At 64.8% G+C, this 15,342-nt stretch carries 14 protein-coding genes; 12 read left to right on the top strand and 2 right to left on the bottom strand.

The features are described from left to right. Positions 1–102 precede the first annotated feature (102 nt). The 6 genes from G6N73_RS09770 (at position 103) to G6N73_RS09745 (ending at position 6,382) form a co-directional block, all read left to right on the top strand. Positions 103–1,566 carry a hypothetical protein gene (locus G6N73_RS09770; RefSeq protein ID WP_165026853.1) on the top strand — a complete coding sequence of 488 codons (1,464 nt, stop codon included), beginning with the start codon at positions 103–105 and terminating at the stop codon, positions 1,564–1,566. A gap of 147 nt (positions 1,567–1,713) precedes the next feature. Further along, complete coding sequence (locus G6N73_RS09765) at positions 1,714–3,012, top strand: ABC transporter substrate-binding protein (protein ID WP_165026852.1); 1,299 nt, start codon at positions 1,714–1,716, stop codon at positions 3,010–3,012. Positions 3,013–3,112: 100 nt separating this feature from the next. Next, the gene (locus tag G6N73_RS09760) at positions 3,113–3,994 is read left to right on the top strand and encodes a branched-chain amino acid ABC transporter permease (RefSeq protein WP_165026851.1); all 882 of its coding nucleotides are present in this window, start codon (positions 3,113–3,115) and stop codon (positions 3,992–3,994) included. Further along, on the top strand, positions 3,991–4,956 hold the full coding sequence (locus G6N73_RS09755) for a branched-chain amino acid ABC transporter permease (protein WP_165026850.1): 966 nt from the start codon (positions 3,991–3,993) through the stop codon (positions 4,954–4,956). The genes G6N73_RS09760 and G6N73_RS09755 overlap by 4 nt, the downstream gene beginning before the upstream one ends. Next, entirely contained in the window at positions 4,953–5,678 is a 726-nt protein-coding gene (locus G6N73_RS09750) for an ABC transporter ATP-binding protein (RefSeq protein WP_165027055.1), read from the top strand. The genes G6N73_RS09755 and G6N73_RS09750 overlap by 4 nt, the downstream gene beginning before the upstream one ends. After that, positions 5,675–6,382: an ABC transporter ATP-binding protein gene (locus tag G6N73_RS09745; protein WP_165026849.1), complete on the top strand. Its 708-nt coding sequence runs from the start codon at positions 5,675–5,677 to the stop codon at positions 6,380–6,382. The genes G6N73_RS09750 and G6N73_RS09745 overlap by 4 nt, the downstream gene beginning before the upstream one ends. Positions 6,383–6,402: 20 nt before the next feature. Here the strand turns inward: G6N73_RS09745 and pncA are convergent, their stop codons facing one another. After that, a complete protein-coding gene (gene pncA, locus G6N73_RS09740) occupies positions 6,403–7,002 on the bottom strand; it encodes a bifunctional nicotinamidase/pyrazinamidase (protein WP_165026848.1) in 600 nt (199 codons plus the stop codon). Positions 7,003–7,193: 191 nt separating this feature from the next. Between pncA and G6N73_RS09735 the strand changes: the two genes are divergently transcribed. Genes G6N73_RS09735 through G6N73_RS09710 form a run of 6 tightly spaced genes read left to right on the top strand, consistent with a single transcriptional unit; the run spans position 7,194 to position 14,528 of the window. Then, positions 7,194–8,057, top strand: coding sequence for an FAD binding domain-containing protein (locus G6N73_RS09735; RefSeq protein ID WP_165026847.1), 864 nt, complete (start codon positions 7,194–7,196; stop codon positions 8,055–8,057). Then, entirely contained in the window at positions 8,054–10,972 is a 2,919-nt protein-coding gene (locus G6N73_RS09730) for a molybdopterin-dependent oxidoreductase (protein ID WP_165026845.1), read from the top strand. The genes G6N73_RS09735 and G6N73_RS09730 overlap by 4 nt, the downstream gene beginning before the upstream one ends. Further along, positions 10,969–12,504, top strand: coding sequence for a 6-hydroxynicotinate reductase (locus tag G6N73_RS09725; RefSeq protein ID WP_165026843.1), 1,536 nt, complete (start codon positions 10,969–10,971; stop codon positions 12,502–12,504). Before G6N73_RS09730 ends, G6N73_RS09725 begins: the two co-directional genes overlap by 4 nt. Further along, entirely contained in the window at positions 12,501–13,472 is a 972-nt protein-coding gene (locus tag G6N73_RS09720) for a UPF0280 family protein (RefSeq protein ID WP_165026840.1), read from the top strand. Before G6N73_RS09725 ends, G6N73_RS09720 begins: the two co-directional genes overlap by 4 nt. 13 nt (positions 13,473–13,485) lie before the next feature. Beyond that, positions 13,486–14,070 (top strand): amino acid synthesis family protein, encoded by a 585-nt coding sequence (locus G6N73_RS09715; protein ID WP_165026837.1) that lies wholly within the window; start codon positions 13,486–13,488, stop codon positions 14,068–14,070. Next, a complete protein-coding gene (locus G6N73_RS09710) occupies positions 14,067–14,528 on the top strand; it encodes a MarR family winged helix-turn-helix transcriptional regulator (RefSeq protein ID WP_165026834.1) in 462 nt (153 codons plus the stop codon). The genes G6N73_RS09715 and G6N73_RS09710 overlap by 4 nt, the downstream gene beginning before the upstream one ends. A gap of 57 nt (positions 14,529–14,585) precedes the next feature. Here the strand turns inward: G6N73_RS09710 and G6N73_RS09705 are convergent, their stop codons facing one another. Further along, the gene (locus tag G6N73_RS09705) at positions 14,586–15,335 is read right to left on the bottom strand and encodes an SDR family NAD(P)-dependent oxidoreductase (protein ID WP_165026830.1); all 750 of its coding nucleotides are present in this window, start codon (positions 15,333–15,335) and stop codon (positions 14,586–14,588) included. Between the last annotated feature and the right edge of the window lie 7 nt (positions 15,336–15,342).

The following is a 15,342-nucleotide window of genomic DNA, read 5'->3' as shown; positions in this document are numbered from 1 at the left end:
ACAAGGGGGGAGATTGGCTTCCCGAATCCTCGGCGCTTCTCCTGCAAAGTTCGAGATTGGCGAAAGCCGCCTCGACAGCCGATCTCCCCCCTTGTGGGGGAGATGTCCGGCAGGACAGAGGGGGGCAACGTAGAGCGCAAACTTCGACTCCCGAATTCCGCGTTTGTCGTTCCGCTCCTGGTCCTCGCATCCACGCTCCTGCCAACCCCTGCCTTCGCGCATGCCTCCGAGCGCGGGCATGTTCTTCTCCTGCCGACCGGCTACTACGTCACTGGCGGGGCGATGGCTGTGGCGGCGAGCTTTCTGATGCTGGCGATGTTGCCGCCGAACCTGCTCGGGCGTGTCGCCGCACTGCGCGTGCCGCTCGGCCGGATCGGCCTTGGCGTGCGGATGTGGACCAGCCTGCTCTCGTTCGCCGTTCTTGTGGTGCTGGTCGCCGCCGGTTTTCTCGGGAGCCGCGATCCCCTGTCCAATCCGCTGCCGCTGACCGTCTGGACCCTGCTCTGGGTCGGAGTGACTTTGGTACAGGGCGCGTTCGGCAATCTCTGGGCTTGGATCAATCCGTGGTACGGGCCGTGGCGGCTTGTCTTTGCGGCATTCCCGAATCTGGGCGGCCGCACCATGCCGGCTTGGCTCGGCTATTGGCCGGCGCTGTTTGTGTTTGCCGGCTTTGCATGGTTCGAACTGGTCTATCCCGCGCCCGACGATCCGGCGCGGCTGGCGCTTGCGGTGGCGCTCTACTGGGCCGTGAGCTTCGCCTGCATGCTTGCTTTCGGCTACGAGAACTGGAGCCAGCGCGGCGAGTTCCTGTCGGTGTTTTTCCGCATGGTGTCGCGCTTCGGCATCGTCGAAGCGTCGCCGGAAGGTGGCAAAGGCAAGCAGCGCCTGTTCCTGTGCTTTCCCGGAGCAAAGCTCTGGCACGCAAAACAGCTGCCGCCGAGCGGCATGTTCTTTCTGCTGCTGACGCTGAGTTCGGTGTCGTTCGACGGCTTTTCAAAGACGTTCCTGTGGCTCGGCGCCAATGACGTCAATCCGCTGGAATTTCCCGGCCGCTCGGCGCTGGTCGGCATCAACAGCGCTGGACTCGCACTGATGTTCGTGGCGCTCGCGGCGGTCTATCTCTTTGCGGTGCGGGTTGGCGAGCGTCTCGCCGGAAGCGGTCATCTCTTTCGCGAGGCGGCGGGGCTTTTCGTCTGGTCGATCGTGCCGATCGCGCTCGCCTACCATTTTTCGCATTACCTGACCGCGCTGCTGGTGAATGGACAGTACGCACTGGTCGCGCTGTCGGACCCGTTCGCACAGGGCTGGAACCTGTTCGGCACAGCGTACATGAACATCGCCGCCGGTTTCACCATGGGCTCAGGCGCCGCGTGGACGATCTGGAACTTCCAGGCAACTGCGATCATCGGCGGCCATGTACTGGCCGTGCTCATCGCCCACGCGCTGGCATTCCGTCTGCATCCGTCGCCGATGACGGCCGCGAAAAGCCAGTTGCCGCTGACCGTTCTGATGATCTTCTATACGGTTTTCGGACTGTGGCTGCTGTCGACGCCGACGGCCGGTTGAGTGCCGCGGAGGGTTGCGACATAACCCTGCGGCAACCGCACTTGCCATGCTTCAGGTTTGATGATTTAGTTTGTACACATGCAATTTTCCGCTTCGAAAATGGGCGAAGCGAGCACGCGTTCATAACTCAAAACAAGGGGAACCGGCATGATCGACAAGAACAGGAATTCGGGCCTACTTAGCCTGAACCGCCGCACCGCGCTCCAGGGACTGGCCGCGTCGGCCGGGCTGATGGCGGCGCCCGGTTTCGTGCGCTATTCGCAGGCGCAAAGCTCGGCTCCGATCAAGATCGGCTTCCAGGCGCACCGCACCGGCATCGGCGCCGCCTATGGCCGCTGGTACGAAAAGACGACGGCCGCCGCACTCAAGCTCATCAACGAAGCCGGAGGCATCAACGGCCGGCCGGTCGAGATCATCACCGAGGACGACGGCACCGACCCCAAGCGCGGCGCCGAAGTGGTCGGCAAATTCGCCAGCCAGCACAAGACCGACATCGTCTTCGGCACACTGTTTTCGCATGTCGTGATCGGTTCCGCGCCGACCGCGGGCGAATTGAAGATGCCCTATTACGTGGTCAGCGAGGGCCATCATGTCGCCTCGACCAAGATGAACCGCTACTGCTTCCAGCCCGGCATCACCGACGTGAAGAGCCAGGTGATCTCGATGGCGCCGTGGATCGCCGCCAATGTCGGCAAGAAGATCACCATGATCTACCCGGATTTCGCCTTCGGTCACGACCACCGCGACTATTTCACGCCAGCGATCGCGGCTCAGGGCGGAGAGGTCATCGCCCAGATCCCCATACCGCCGACCGAAAGCTCGTTCACGCGCTATTTCCCGCAGATTCCGGCCGAGACCGAGGTGATCTACCACGTCATGGTCGGCCCGGCCGTGCTGACTTTCGTGAAAGAGCTCGGCGAGTTCTACGGCTCGAACCGGCCGCAGCTCTTCGGCTTCATCGACTCGCTGGAAGCGGTCGACGTGGCGAGCCCGGGCCTCGAATTCCTCGAGGGCAGCCATTTCTGGGAAGGGATGCCGCGCTATCTGCAGCCCGATGCGTCGGACGCGGTGAAGGCCTATCGCAATGCCGTCGGCATCGATGAGAACGGCGCGGCCGTCGGCGACCCCAAGGACGTTTCGACCTCGGCCCATATGTTCGGGTGCTGGGAGACGCTCTACGTCGTCAAGCAGGCGATGGAAGGAGCCGGCTACAAGGGCCCGGAGGACCGCGGCAAGCTGGTCGAGGCGACCGAGGCGCTGACGGAATTCAAGGAAGGGCCGGAACATCCGCAGGGCGACAAGACCTTCAACGGCAAGATCCACCAGTGCTTCGGCCACCAGAACATTTCCGTCGTCGAAGGCGGCAAGCTGAAGGTCGTGCACCGGACCTCGATCGAGGACGGGCTGTACGAGCCCGAGGGCGATTACACGACACAGGCGCTGTGAGTTTTTCGGCGGGGTGAGACTGCCGAATTCTACGATGTCCACTCTGCCCTGTCGGGCAGGGTGGGATGTCATAAATGCGTCTCCAACGCGGCCTGCCTGAATGTCCTTCGGTCCTCATCTCCTGCTCGCCACGCTTGAAGGCCTGGTCACCTCCGCCGTCCTGGCGCTGACGGCGCTCGGCCTGTCGCTGGTGTTCGGCGTCATGCGCGTCGTCAATGTCGCTCATGGCGAGTTCTTCATGCTGGGCGCGGTGCTTGCATGGTGGATCGCCTCGCTCGCCACCGGCCACCCGGCTGTCGGGTTCCTGCTGGCGCTCGTGGTCAGTCCACTGATCGTCGGCGCTGTCGCACTGGTCGCCGAGCGGCTGGTGCTGAGGAGGCTCGACTACAACCCGGAAGCCACCATCGTCGCCACCATCGGCATGCTCTACATCATCCAGCAGTTGGCGCTAACCTTCTACGGTCCTGAGGCGCGGCCGGTCGAGGCTCCGTTCAGCTATCGCATCCTGCTGCCGTGGTTCGGCTATTCCGGCTACAAGCTGTCGGTCATCGCCTTCTCCGCCATCCTGCTTCTGGCCACGTGGTTCGTGCTGACCCGCACCAAGATCGGTCTGGTGATGCGCGCCACGCAATACGACCGCGAAACCGCGCAGGCTTTCGGCATTCCGGTCGGGCGTGTCTATGCCGGCGTCTTCGCGCTGGGAGCGATGCTGGCGGCGATCGCCGCCGTACTCATCGTGCCTATCCAGCAAGCTCATTACCTGATGGGTCTCGATCCGTTGCTCCTCTCCTTCATCGTGGTCATCATCGGCGGCCTGGGCTCGCTGCGCGGCACAGTGGTCGCAGCCGTGCTGATAGGCTTGAGCGACGGCATCATCTCGGTGTTCTTCTCGCCGACTCTCGCCAAGATCATCGCCACGCTGATCGTTGCGATGGTTCTGGTATTCCGCCCGCAGGGCCTGTTCGGCACGGCCGCCAGATGAGCCCAGGAAACTCGCCGAAAAAGGTTTATCTGCTGCACGCCGCAGTCATCGCCGTGCTCTTCGCGCTTAACTTCATGCTGCCCGAATATCATCACGGCGTGCTGGCGCGCGTCATGGTGCTGGCCGTCTTCGCCATGGGCTACAACATCCTATTCGGCTACTCCGGCCTGCTCAGCCTCGGGCACGCAATGTTCTTTTCAGCCGGGCTCTACGGCGCTGGCCTGACCGTCTCGCATCTCGGCTGGGGCATGGCGGCGGGTTTTGCGGCAGGCATCGCTTCCGGCGCATTGCTGGCGCTGGTCATCGGCGTGCTGGCGCTGCGCACCACCGGCGTCGCTTTCATGATCGTCACCATGATGTTCGCCCAGGTGTTTTATCTGCTGACGCTTTATTTCGCCGAATGGACGCGCGGCGACGAGGGCTTCGTGCTCGCCCAGCAGGCGCGCAGGATCGACCTTGGCGATCTGCATTTCAACCTCACCGATCCGGCGACCCGCTACATGGCCGCGCTTGCGCTGTTCTCCGTCGTCCTTCTGGCGACGCTGGCGATCGTCCGCTCGGCGCATGGCCGGGTGCTTGTGGCGATCCGAGAGAACGAGGAGCGAACCCGCATGCTGGGCTACGATACATTCGCCAACAAGCTCGCTGCGGTCGTCGTTTCGGGCGTCATCTGCGCCGCCGCGGGCGCCGCCTACGCGCTTCTCTTCGGCTATGTCGGCTCGACCTTCGCCACGGTGCAGTATTCCATCCTGCCGCTGCTCTGGGTTTTGCTCGGCGGTGCGGCGACCACGCTCGGCCCCTTGGTCGGAACCCTGTTCATGTTCTATGTGGTCGACATCACCAGCGGCTACACCTCAGCCTATCTGCTGATCGTCGGCGTGGCGCTTATCCTGCTCGTGCTCTATTTCCCGAAAGGCATATTGGGCACGGTTCGCGAGCGGTGGATAAAATGGCTGCCATGACGCCGCTGCTGACGACACGCGACTTGCGCAAAAGCTATGGCGGCCTGCGCGCCGTCGACGGCGTCGACTTCGCCATCGTGCCCGGCGAGATCCGCGCCGTGATAGGGCCCAACGGCGCCGGCAAGACAACTTTCGTCAGCCTGATCTGCGGCCGCGTGCCGCCCACTTCCGGCCAGATCGTGTTCGACGGCAACGACATCACCGACCTGCCGGCACATGACCGGGTGCGGCGCGGCATAGCCTATACATTCCAGATCACCAGCGTGTTTTCCAACCTGACCGCCTACGACAATGTTGCGCTGCCGGTGCAGCGCACGCTGACCGACGGGCGCTCCAAGGGGCGTTTGCATGCGGGCGTGATGTCGGCGCTCGAGCGCACCGGGCTCGCCGACCGCGCCGATACAGTTGCCGGGGCGCTGTCCTACGGCCATCAGCGCCTGCTCGAAGTGGCGATGGGGCTGGCGCTGAGGCCGCGCCTGCTCATCCTCGACGAGCCGACGCAGGGTCTGTCCGACGGTGAGATCGAGGGTTTCATGCAGCTTGTAAGGGAGATCGCGCGCGACGCGACGGTGCTCCTGATCGAGCACAATATGCAGGTTGTGATGGGGCTCGCCGACCGCATAACCGTCATGAACACCGGAAAAATCCTGGCTGAAGGCACGCCCGAACAGATCCGCGCCAATGCCGAGGTGCAGCGCGCCTATCTCGGAACCGAAGCATGACCGGCGCGCTGACGATTTCCGGGCTCGACTGCTTCTACGGCGAAGTGCAGGTGCTGCACGGCTTGAATCTCGATCTCAGGAAGGGGGAGGTGCTCTGCCTGCTCGGCCGTAACGGCGCCGGCAAGACCACAACGCTGAAGGCGATCATGGGGCTGGTGCCTGCCCGTTCGGGCTCGATAATGCTCGATGGCCACGATCTGACAAAGCTCGCCGTGCATGAGGTACCCAAGGCCGGCGTCGCCTATGTCCCGCAAGGGCGGCGGCTGTTTGCCGAGATGACGGTCGCCGAAAACATCGAGATCGGGCTGATGACGCGGAATAAGGGCTCACAAACCCGCGAAAGCGTGCTTGAGCTTTTCCCGCTGCTACGCGACCGGCTGCGCCAGCGTTCGGGAACGCTGTCGGGCGGCGAGCAGCAGATGCTGGCCATGGCGCGGGCGCTCTGCCTGGAGCCCGAGGTGCTGCTGCTCGATGAGCCTACCGAAGGCCTGATGCCGTCGATGATCGCCAGGATTCGCGAGACGGTGACGAAGCTGCGAGCGCGCGGCGTGTCGACGATCCTCGTCGAGCAGCGCGTCGACGCCGTTCTATCCGTCGCCGACCGCGTGTCCTTCATCGAAAACGGCCGCAACCGCGAGACGGTCGGCGTGGGAAGGCTACGTAAGGACCCGGCTTTCGTGCAGCGCTATGTCGGGGTGGGGTAGCGCTCTCTGAAACGGCTCGGTTAAACCAGCCTCACCCCCGCCTCGCGCATCGTCTCGGTCATCTGCTTCAGCGAGCCGCCGAGGTCGATGGCGCGGCAGGCGTCGAGCCGCACGGTCGTGTGGAAGCCTTGTTGAACCGCATCGAGCGCCGAATAGGCGACGCAATAATCCGTCGCCAGCCCTACCAGCGTCAGTTCCTCGATGCCGCGCTCGCGCAGATAGCCAGCAAGTCCAGTCGGCGTGGCGTGGTCGTTTTCGAAGAACGCCGAATAGCTGTCTATCGCCGTGCGGAATCCCTTGCGGATGACCATCTCGGCCTTGGTCCATTTCAGCGCCGGGTGGAACGCCGCGCCGTTTGAACCCTGGATGCAGTGATCGGGCCACAGCGTCTGCCCGCCATATGGCATCTGCACCGTCTCGAAAGGCTGCTTGCCTGGATGCGTCGAGGCGAAGCTCGAATGTCCCGCCGGGTGCCAGTCCTGCGTCAGCATGACGTGATCGAAGCGCTGGATGAGTTCGTTGACCAGCGGCACGATCTCGTGCCCGCCGGCGACCGGAAGCGCGCCGCCGGGGCAGAAATCGTTCTGGAGATCAATGACGATCAGTGCCTGCCGGTCCATGATTCAATCCTGTATTTGCTTCGGCGATTCGAGCAAGTTCGGCCGAAAGCGGCCGCGCCGTCAACCGGCTTTCGTCCCGCAATACCGCTGCAAACGGTGGCCGGGGCAAAACTCCGCTTTGACAATCCACGCGGCCTTGATATCATTTGCGTACGAATGAATTTTGACCGGCTGGCGCCGGGAGGCATTGCGTGATGCGTTACGCGAAACCCACCGATCTCGACGATGCGCTTGCCCTTTTGGGCAAGACGCAATGGCGGGTCCTGGCCGGCGGCACGGATTTTTATCCCGCATTGGGGTCAAAGCCACTCAGGGAAAACGTCCTAGACATAAACGGGCTCGCGGGACTGCGCGGCATCGCCGAAACCGCATCGCATTTTATCATCGGCGCGCGCACGACATGGACCGATATCGTCAAGGCGGACCTTCCGCCTGCATTCGACGCGTTGTGGCAGGCCGCCCGCGAGGTCGGCTCGGTGCAGATCCAGAATACCGCCACCGTCGCCGGCAATCTCTGCAACGCCTCGCCGGCCGCAGACGGCGTACCGCCTCTGCTGATCCTCGACGCGGATGCCGAACTGCGTTCGCTCGGCGGGACGCGGCATCTGCCGCTGGGCGATTTTATCCTGGGCAATCGCCGCACGGCCTTGCTACCCGGCGAAATGGTGACCGCGATCCGCGTGCCGAGGAGCTCGGCCGTCGGCGCGTCGAATTTCCAGAAGCTCGGCGCGCGGCGCTATCTGGTCATTTCGATCGCCATGGCCGCCGCACGGATTGCCGTGGGCGAGGACGGCCGCATAGCTGACGCGGCTATCGCGGTGGGCTCCTGCTCGGCGGTGGCCAAACGCCTGACCGGCCTGGAAGCCGCATTGCGCGGGCTGCCCGCCGGGCCGGCGCTCCGGGATATTGTCGCCGAGGCGCGACTGGCCGAGCTTGCTCCGATCGACGACGTGCGCGGCACCGCGGAATACCGGCTCGACGCCGCGCGTGAGATCGTTTTTCGCGCGGTCATGGCTGCCAGCGCTCATTCCGGTGCCGAAACGGTGGTTGCATGAATACGCATATCGATTTCGAGCTCAACGGCGCCGCCGTGGCGGTTGCTGTCTCGCCGGTTGCGCGGCTGGCATCGGTGCTGCGCGAGGAACTGCGCCTGACCGGCACCAAGGTCGGCTGTGACGCCGGCGATTGCGGCGCCTGCACCGTGCTTCTCGACGGCGAGCCCGTGTGCGGCTGCCTGGTTCCCGCCGCCTCCGTGTCGGGCCGAAAGGTCCGCACGGTGGAGGGCCTCGCCAATGGCAGCCTGTCGGCGCTGCAGGCGTCCTTCCTCGAACAGGGCGCTGCCCAGTGCGGCATCTGCACGCCGGGCCTGCTGATAGCCGCGACGGCGCTGCTCGACAGGAACCCGCATCCCGATGAGAGCGAGGTCCGGGACGCGCTCGGCGGCGTGCTGTGCCGCTGCACCGGTTATCGGAAAATCATCGCCGCAGTAATGGGGGCTTCGCGGTATGCCGAACAAGCGAACGCCGGCGCTGCCCCTCATCCGCCTGCCGGCACCTTCTCCCCGCAAGTGACGGGGAGAAGGGAGACTGCCGCAACGCTGACGCCCCCCTCTCCCCGTCCTTCACTGGGAGAGGGTAAGGGTGAGGGGCGGATGCCGATTGTCCTCGCCTCCGAATGGAACGAGGCAGGATTGGACCGCCGCCTCCCGCCCGCCGGCCGTGCCGTCGGCGCGTCCCCAGTCAGACTCGACGGTTTGGCAAAGGTCAGCGGCGCGGAAAAATTTGGCGGCGACTCCTTTCCGGCCGACGCGCTTTACGTCCTGGTGGTGCGTTCCCCGCATTATCACGCTCGGTTCTCGTTCGGCGACCTTGATGCCTATGTGGCGGCAAGTCCTGGTATCGCCGGCGTCTTCACCGCCGCCGACATTCCGGGAAAGAATTGCTTCGGCGTTATCCCGCCCTTCGCTGACCAGCCGGCGCTTGCAGAGGGCAGGGCGCGTTTCCGCGGCGAGGCTGTGGCGCTGATTGCCGGCGAGCGCGCCGCGATCGCCGATCTCGACCTGACCAAATTCCCGGTGACCTGGACCGAGCTGCCTTATGTGCTGGAATCCAGCCAGGCGCAGGCCGATGGGGCGTTCGAGATCCATGCCGGGCGCGCCAAAAATCTTCTAACGGCAGGCTTCGTCGAGCGCGGCGACCCCGAATCCGCCCTCGCCGCGGCCACCCACATCGTCTCTGGCACGATCGAGACCTCCTATGTCGAGCACGCCTACATCGAGCCGGAGGCCGGCTTCGCCTACATGGACGGCGACACGCTGGTCGTCACCGCCTGCACGCAGGCGCCCTATATGGATCGCGACGACACGGCGAAAGTGCTCGGCCTGCCGCCCGAAAAGGTCCGCATCGTGCCGACAGCCGCAGGCGGCGGCTTCGGCTCCAAGCTCGACGTCTCGCTGCAGCCGCTGATCGGGCTTGTGGCGCTGAAGACCGGGCGCCCGGCCGCCATCGTTTACACCCGCAACGAATCCATGACGTCGACGACCAAGCGCCATCCGGCGTCGATGCGGGCGACCGTTGGAGCCGATGCCGACGGCGCCATCTGCGGTATGATCTTTTCCGGCGATTTTAATACCGGCGCCTATGCGAGCTGGGGGCCGACGGTGGCCAACCGCGTTCCGGTTCATGCGTCGGGTCCTTATGTGACGCCGCACTACCGAGCAGAGGGCCGCGCCATCCACACCAACGGGCCAATCTCCGGCGCGTTTCGCGGTTTCGGCGTGCCGCAGGCGACGATCATGCAGGAGACGCAGTATGACGAGCTTGCCGCCAAGCTAAATGTGGATCGCCTTGAGTTCCGCTTGAAGAATGGGCTTCGAAACGGGTGCGAAACGGTTACCGGGCAGGTGCTTTCGGCAGGTGTCGGCATTGCCGATTGCCTCGAAGCGCTGAAGCCGCATTGGGCGCGGGCGCTTGCCGACGCGGAGAGCTTCAATGCGAAACACGGCGACCGCAAGCGCGGCGTCGGCATCGCTTCGTGCTGGTACGGCTGCGGCAACACTTCGCTGCCGAACCCTTCCACGATAAAGCTCGGCATCTCGCCCGACGGGGCGGTTATCCTGCATCAGGGCGCGGTCGACATCGGCCAGGGCTCCAACACGGTCATTGCCCAGATCGCGGCGGATGCGCTGGGCGTGCCGCTCGAAACGCTTCGGTTGAAGAGCGCCGACACCGCAATCACGCCCGATGCCGGCAAGACGTCGGCCTCGCGCCAAACTTTTGTCAGCGGCAAAGCGGCGGAAAGGGCTGGGCGGAGTTTGCGCGAAAAAATCCTGCGCTTCGCCAATGTGTCGGAAATGGCGGCGCTGCAATTCGAGGGCGCCGTGCTCGTCATCCGTGAGGGCGATGCGGTCCGCCGCCTCGCTCTCGCCGGCATGAAAGCCGACGCCGACGGCTTTGTCTTCGGCGCGGAGGAAACCTACGATCCGCCGGTCACGCCGCTCGATGCCAAGGGCCAGGGTAAACCCTATGCCCAGTACGGCTTCGGAGCGCAGATCGCCGAACTCGAAGTCGATATGAAACTTGGCACGGTGAAGCTGATCAAGTTCACAGCCGCGCACGATGTCGGTAAGGCGATCAATCCTCTGCTCGCCGAAGGCCAGATCGAGGGCGGCATCGCCCAGGGCATCGGCATGGCGCTGATGGAGGAGTATATTCCGGGCCGCACCGAAAACCTGCACGACTATCTCATCCCGACGATCGGCGACGTGCCGCCGATCGAAAGCATCCTGATAGAAGTTCCGGATCCGGAAGGACCCTTCGGAGCCAAGGGGTTGGGCGAGCATGTGCTGATCCCGACAGCACCCGCGATCCTCAATGCAATCCGCCATGCCACCGGCATTCTCGTGACCAAAATTCCGGCGACGCCGAGCCGCATCCGCGCGGCGATCCGCGAGGCGGAGGCCAAGGCATGAGCGAATTGTCCGAGCGCTTCGAGACGACAGAAGTCGGAGCAAAACAGGTCGGCGAAAAGATCCGCTGCGACGCCTGCCCGGTCATGTGCTACATCGCCGAGGGCCGCACCGGGGCCTGCGACCGCTACGGCAATGTCGGCGGCAGGATCGTGCGCTGCGACCCGCTGACCATTTTGGAACATACCGCCGATGCCGGCTCCGCCGTCGTGCCCTTCGCCGGCGAGGAATGGGACGGCGAACTGGTCAACACGGGAAAGCGCTTCGTCACGGCCATCGGCGCCGGCACGACCTATCCCGACTACAAGCCCGCGCCCTTCATCGTCAGCCAGGAGGTCGAGGGCGTCGATCTCGTGACCGTTGTCACCGAGGGTATTTTTTCCTATTGCGGCGTCAAGGTGAAGATCGATACCGACCGCCATATCGGCCCGGAAACGGCGACGGTGCGGGCGCAGGGCGAGGCTGTCGGCCATGTCACTACCGGCGAATACGGCTCGCAGATGCTGTCGCTCGGCGGCGTTCACCACCTGACCGGCGGCTCGAAATCCGAAGGCCGCGTCACCTGCGAAACGCTGCTCGACCTGTGCAACCGCAAGCCGGTCGAGCTTGCGGTCGACGGCGGTGCGACCGTCATCGTCGAGGCCGGCAAGGCGCCGGTCATCGACGGGCAAACAGAACACCGCATGCGCGTCGGCTGTGGCTCGGCGACGATCGGGATGTTCGCGACGCAATGGCGGGGACTGGTTGACGAGGTCGTCGTGGTGGACGATCACATCACCGGCGTGGTTTCGGAGCATCAGGCCGGCAAGGTGCTGGGCTGGGAAGACACCGGCATAAAAATCATCGGCCGCCGCTCGACGCCTGGCCGCTACTTCAAGGTTTCGGAGCCCGGCATCGGCTGGGGCGGCACGACGATTTCCGACCCGCTTAGCATATTGGGCGACTGGAACCCGAAGAAGGGCGCGCGGCCCGGACTGTCGCTGCTGATGGTTTCGACAACAGGCGAGCAGTTCGCCTATTTCGAGCTGGACGACAATCTGAAGCCTGTCGAAAAGTCTTTCCCGGAGAGGCTGCGCAAATCAGTCGGGCTGATTGAGGACAATTGCGAGCCGGCTCTGTGCACGGTGCTGTTCGTCGGCGGGGCGGGCGGGTCTCTGAGGGCCGGCGTGGTCGAAAACCCGGTCAATCTGACCCGCTCGGTGCAGGGCCTGAAGACCTATGTCACGGTCGGCGGCGCGCCCACCTATGTCTGGCCGGGCGGCGGCATCACCTTGATGGTAGACGTGATGCGCGTGCCGGAAAACGCCTTCGGCTATGTGCCGACGCCGGCTTTGGTCGCGCCGATCGAATTCACGTTGCGCCGCGACGATTATCTTCGCCTCGGCGGCTACGTCTCGGAAATCCGCGCCATTGAAGACATCGTCGCGTCCGGCGGAGAATATCTGAATCCGCGCACGCAAAAAGCAGCGCCTGCGGATAATCCGTGGCCGCCGCTGCAACAACTACGCCGCGTGCCGCCCGGAGGCTCCTCGTGACCGGCCCGCTTGCAAGTTGGCTGGAGGACGGGCGGCGGCTTCACCTCAACCACGGCCCGATAGACCTTATCATCGAGGCGTTTGGTGACGCTTCCGAGATGCACGCCGCCTACGGCCAGGCGGTCGCTCGCTTCGAGACGATTTTGACCGAGCTTGTTAGGGAATTGCCGGAACTTCGCAGCCCGGCCGGCCTGCGGCCGCGAGGTTTCGCTGGTCCGACGGCGCAACGGATGGAGCGCGCGGTCTGTCCCCATGCGAAAACCTTCATCACACCGATGGCGGCGGTCGCCGGCTCGGTCGCCGACGAGATCATGGCGGCGATGCTAGCAGGGCGGGCGCTGCAAAAGGCCTATGTCAACAACGGCGGCGACAGCGCGCTGCACCTCGCCGACGCTCAGTCGGTGACGATAGCGATTGCCGGCACCGGCCACGGTCTTGCCGACCGGGTGACGATCCGGGCAGAAGACCCGGTGCGCGGCGTCGCCACTTCGGGCTGGCGCGGGCGCAGCCATTCACTCGGTATCGCCGACGCGGTCACGGTGCTGGCGAAAGACGCCGCCGCGGCTGATGCGGCCGTGACGATCATCGCCAACGCCGTCGACCTGCCGGGCCATCCGGCGGTCGAGCGGGCGCCGGCCTCGTTGCTCCAGCCCGACAGCGATCTCGGGGAGAGATTGGTGACGGTAGGGGTTGGCGCGCTTTCCGGCGCGGAGGTGGCGGAGGCACTCGACGCCGGACTCGCTCTCGCCGAGGATTGCCGCGAGCGGGGTTTAATCCATGCCGCGGCGCTGTTTCTGGCGGGTGAGAGCCGCGTCTGTGGAGCGCTTGCGTCCGAGAACCGGGGCAAAGTCCCAACTTCCAAAAATGTACTCGACGCTGCCCCCTCTGCCCTGCCGGACATCTCCCCCTCGAGGGGGAGCGCGACAGAATGCAGGCAGTTCAAGACGTCGGCCGAATTGCATTGCTAAGAGGAGCCCGCCCATGCCTGAATTCCCCATCCGCAAGATCGCTGTCCTGACTGAAGAAATATTTCACGAGGGCGGGCCGGTGGCGGCCGAGCCGCGCCGGCGGGCGGCCGCCTTGGCGCTGGTGAAGAACCCGTTTGCGGGCCGCTATGTCGAGGAGCTGCAGGGCGCCATGGACGATCTGAAGCCGCTCGGCCTCATGCTTGCCGACCGGCTGATTTCGGCGCTTGGCGGCGACCCGAAGGCGATCGACGGCTACGGCAAGGGCGCGATCGTCGGCATGGCCGGCGAGCTCGAGCACGGCGCGCTGTGGCACGTGCCGGGCGGCTACGCCATGCGCGAAAGGCTGGGTGACGCCAAGGCGATCGTGCCGTCGGCCAAGAAGGTCGGCGCGTTCGGCGCGCGGCTCGACGTGCCGCTCGGCCATATCAACGCGGCTTACGTGCGCAGCCATTTCGATGCCATGGAGGTCGGCGTCAGCGACGGCCCGCGGCCGGACGAGATTCTGTTCTGCCTCGCCATGACCATCGGCCCGCGCATCCACAACCGCATGGGCGGGCTGGAAGCCGACGGCATCAAGACCTGGGACGGCCTGCGATGAGCGCGGAGGAAAACATCCTGAAGCTGGTGGACGCAGAGGAGCCGGACGGCGAGGGCTACCGGTTGCAGGACCAGGTCGGTTTCATTCTGCGCCGGGCGCACCAGCGCCACGTCTCGATCTTTGCCGCCCACATTGCCGACCTGACGCCGCCGCAATTCGCCGCGCTCGCCAAGCTGCACGATGTCGGCGAGACCTCGCAGAACCAGCTCGGCCAGCTGATCGCCATGGATGCGGCGACGGTGAAGGGTGTGATCGACCGGCTCAAGGCGCGGGGTTTTGTCGAGCTGACCAGGCATGAAGTCGACAAGCGCCGGCTACTGGTCAGCCTGACGCCGGAGGGCCGCGAGGCGGTCGAGCGGCTGATCCCGCTGGCGCAGAAGATCACCGACGAAACGCTATCGCCGCTGTCGCCGAAAGAGGTCGCGACCTTCATGAAGCTGCTGGCCAAGATGGCGTGAGCGGGCGCGTGTCTCGCGTGCGAGATCTGTCAGCCCGGCCCGGATTTCGGGATCGGCTCAGACGTGCTGGCCGCCATTGATGTGGATCTCGGACCCGGTGACGTAGGACGCCTGGGTCGAGCACAGGAAGAAGATGATGTCGGCGACTTCCGAGGTCGCGCCAAGCCGGCGCAGCGGTATCGTCTCGACGATCTTTTCCGTGCCCGGCGACAGGATCGCCGTATCGATCTCGCCGGGGGCGATGGCGTTGACGCGAATGCCGTGCGGGCCGAAATCTGCTGCCATTTCGCGAGTAAGCGAGCCGAGGGCCGCTTTGGAGGTGGCGTAGGACGTTCCTGCAAATGGATGCACGCGGGTGCCGGCGATCGAGGTGACGTTGACGATCGAGCCGCCGGCCGCTGCCAATTCTTTGAACAGCCCCCGCGCCAGCATGATCGGCGCGAAGAAATTGACCTGGAACACGTCGCGCCAGAGATGCATCGGCGTATCGATGGAATTCATCCGGCTGCCGTCCTTGAGCTTGGGCGAAATGCCGGCATTGTTGACCAGCGCGTGCAGCTTGCCGCCATGCGCTTCGAGCCGGTGGCGGATCTCCGAGACGGCGATGCCGACATCCTCCTGGTCGGCAAGGTCGACCTTGATGTGGTCGTCGGGGCCTGCCGGCCAGGGACAGTCGGCAGTGAAGGCCTGCCGCGAGCAGGTGATGACGCGCCAGCCCTCGCGCGAAAAGCGCTTCACCGTGGCATGGCCTATGCCGCGGCTCGCGCCGGTGAGCACAATGGTTTTTCGGGTGTCGATCTCGGCCATCGGGTCA

Origin of the sequence: Allomesorhizobium camelthorni (genome assembly GCF_011045125.1) — a bacterium.
GTDB lineage: Bacteria > Pseudomonadota > Alphaproteobacteria > Rhizobiales > Rhizobiaceae > Allomesorhizobium > Allomesorhizobium camelthorni.
This window is presented reverse-complemented; position numbering and strand designations above follow the sequence as displayed.

What these genes read in the sequence shown, in the direction of transcription:
- G6N73_RS09770 (WP_165026853.1), top strand. Translation starts at nt 103, where the DNA reads ATGTCCGGCAGGACAGAGGGGGGCAACGTAGAGCGCAAACTTCGACTC.
- G6N73_RS09765 (WP_165026852.1), top strand. Translation starts at nt 1,714, where the DNA reads ATGATCGACAAGAACAGGAATTCGGGCCTACTTAGCCTGAACCGCCGC.
- G6N73_RS09760 (WP_165026851.1), top strand. Translation starts at nt 3,113, where the DNA reads ATGTCCTTCGGTCCTCATCTCCTGCTCGCCACGCTTGAAGGCCTGGTC.
- G6N73_RS09755 (WP_165026850.1), top strand. Translation starts at nt 3,991, where the DNA reads ATGAGCCCAGGAAACTCGCCGAAAAAGGTTTATCTGCTGCACGCCGCA.
- G6N73_RS09750 (WP_165027055.1), top strand. Translation starts at nt 4,953, where the DNA reads ATGACGCCGCTGCTGACGACACGCGACTTGCGCAAAAGCTATGGCGGC.
- G6N73_RS09745 (WP_165026849.1), top strand. Translation starts at nt 5,675, where the DNA reads ATGACCGGCGCGCTGACGATTTCCGGGCTCGACTGCTTCTACGGCGAA.
- pncA (WP_165026848.1), bottom strand. Translation starts at nt 7,002, where the DNA reads ATGGACCGGCAGGCACTGATCGTCATTGATCTCCAGAACGATTTCTGC.
- G6N73_RS09730 (WP_165026845.1), top strand. Translation starts at nt 8,054, where the DNA reads ATGAATACGCATATCGATTTCGAGCTCAACGGCGCCGCCGTGGCGGTT.
- G6N73_RS09725 (WP_165026843.1), top strand. Translation starts at nt 10,969, where the DNA reads ATGAGCGAATTGTCCGAGCGCTTCGAGACGACAGAAGTCGGAGCAAAA.
- G6N73_RS09715 (WP_165026837.1), top strand. Translation starts at nt 13,486, where the DNA reads ATGCCTGAATTCCCCATCCGCAAGATCGCTGTCCTGACTGAAGAAATA.
- G6N73_RS09710 (WP_165026834.1), top strand. Translation starts at nt 14,067, where the DNA reads ATGAGCGCGGAGGAAAACATCCTGAAGCTGGTGGACGCAGAGGAGCCG.
- G6N73_RS09705 (WP_165026830.1), bottom strand. Translation starts at nt 15,335, where the DNA reads ATGGCCGAGATCGACACCCGAAAAACCATTGTGCTCACCGGCGCGAGC.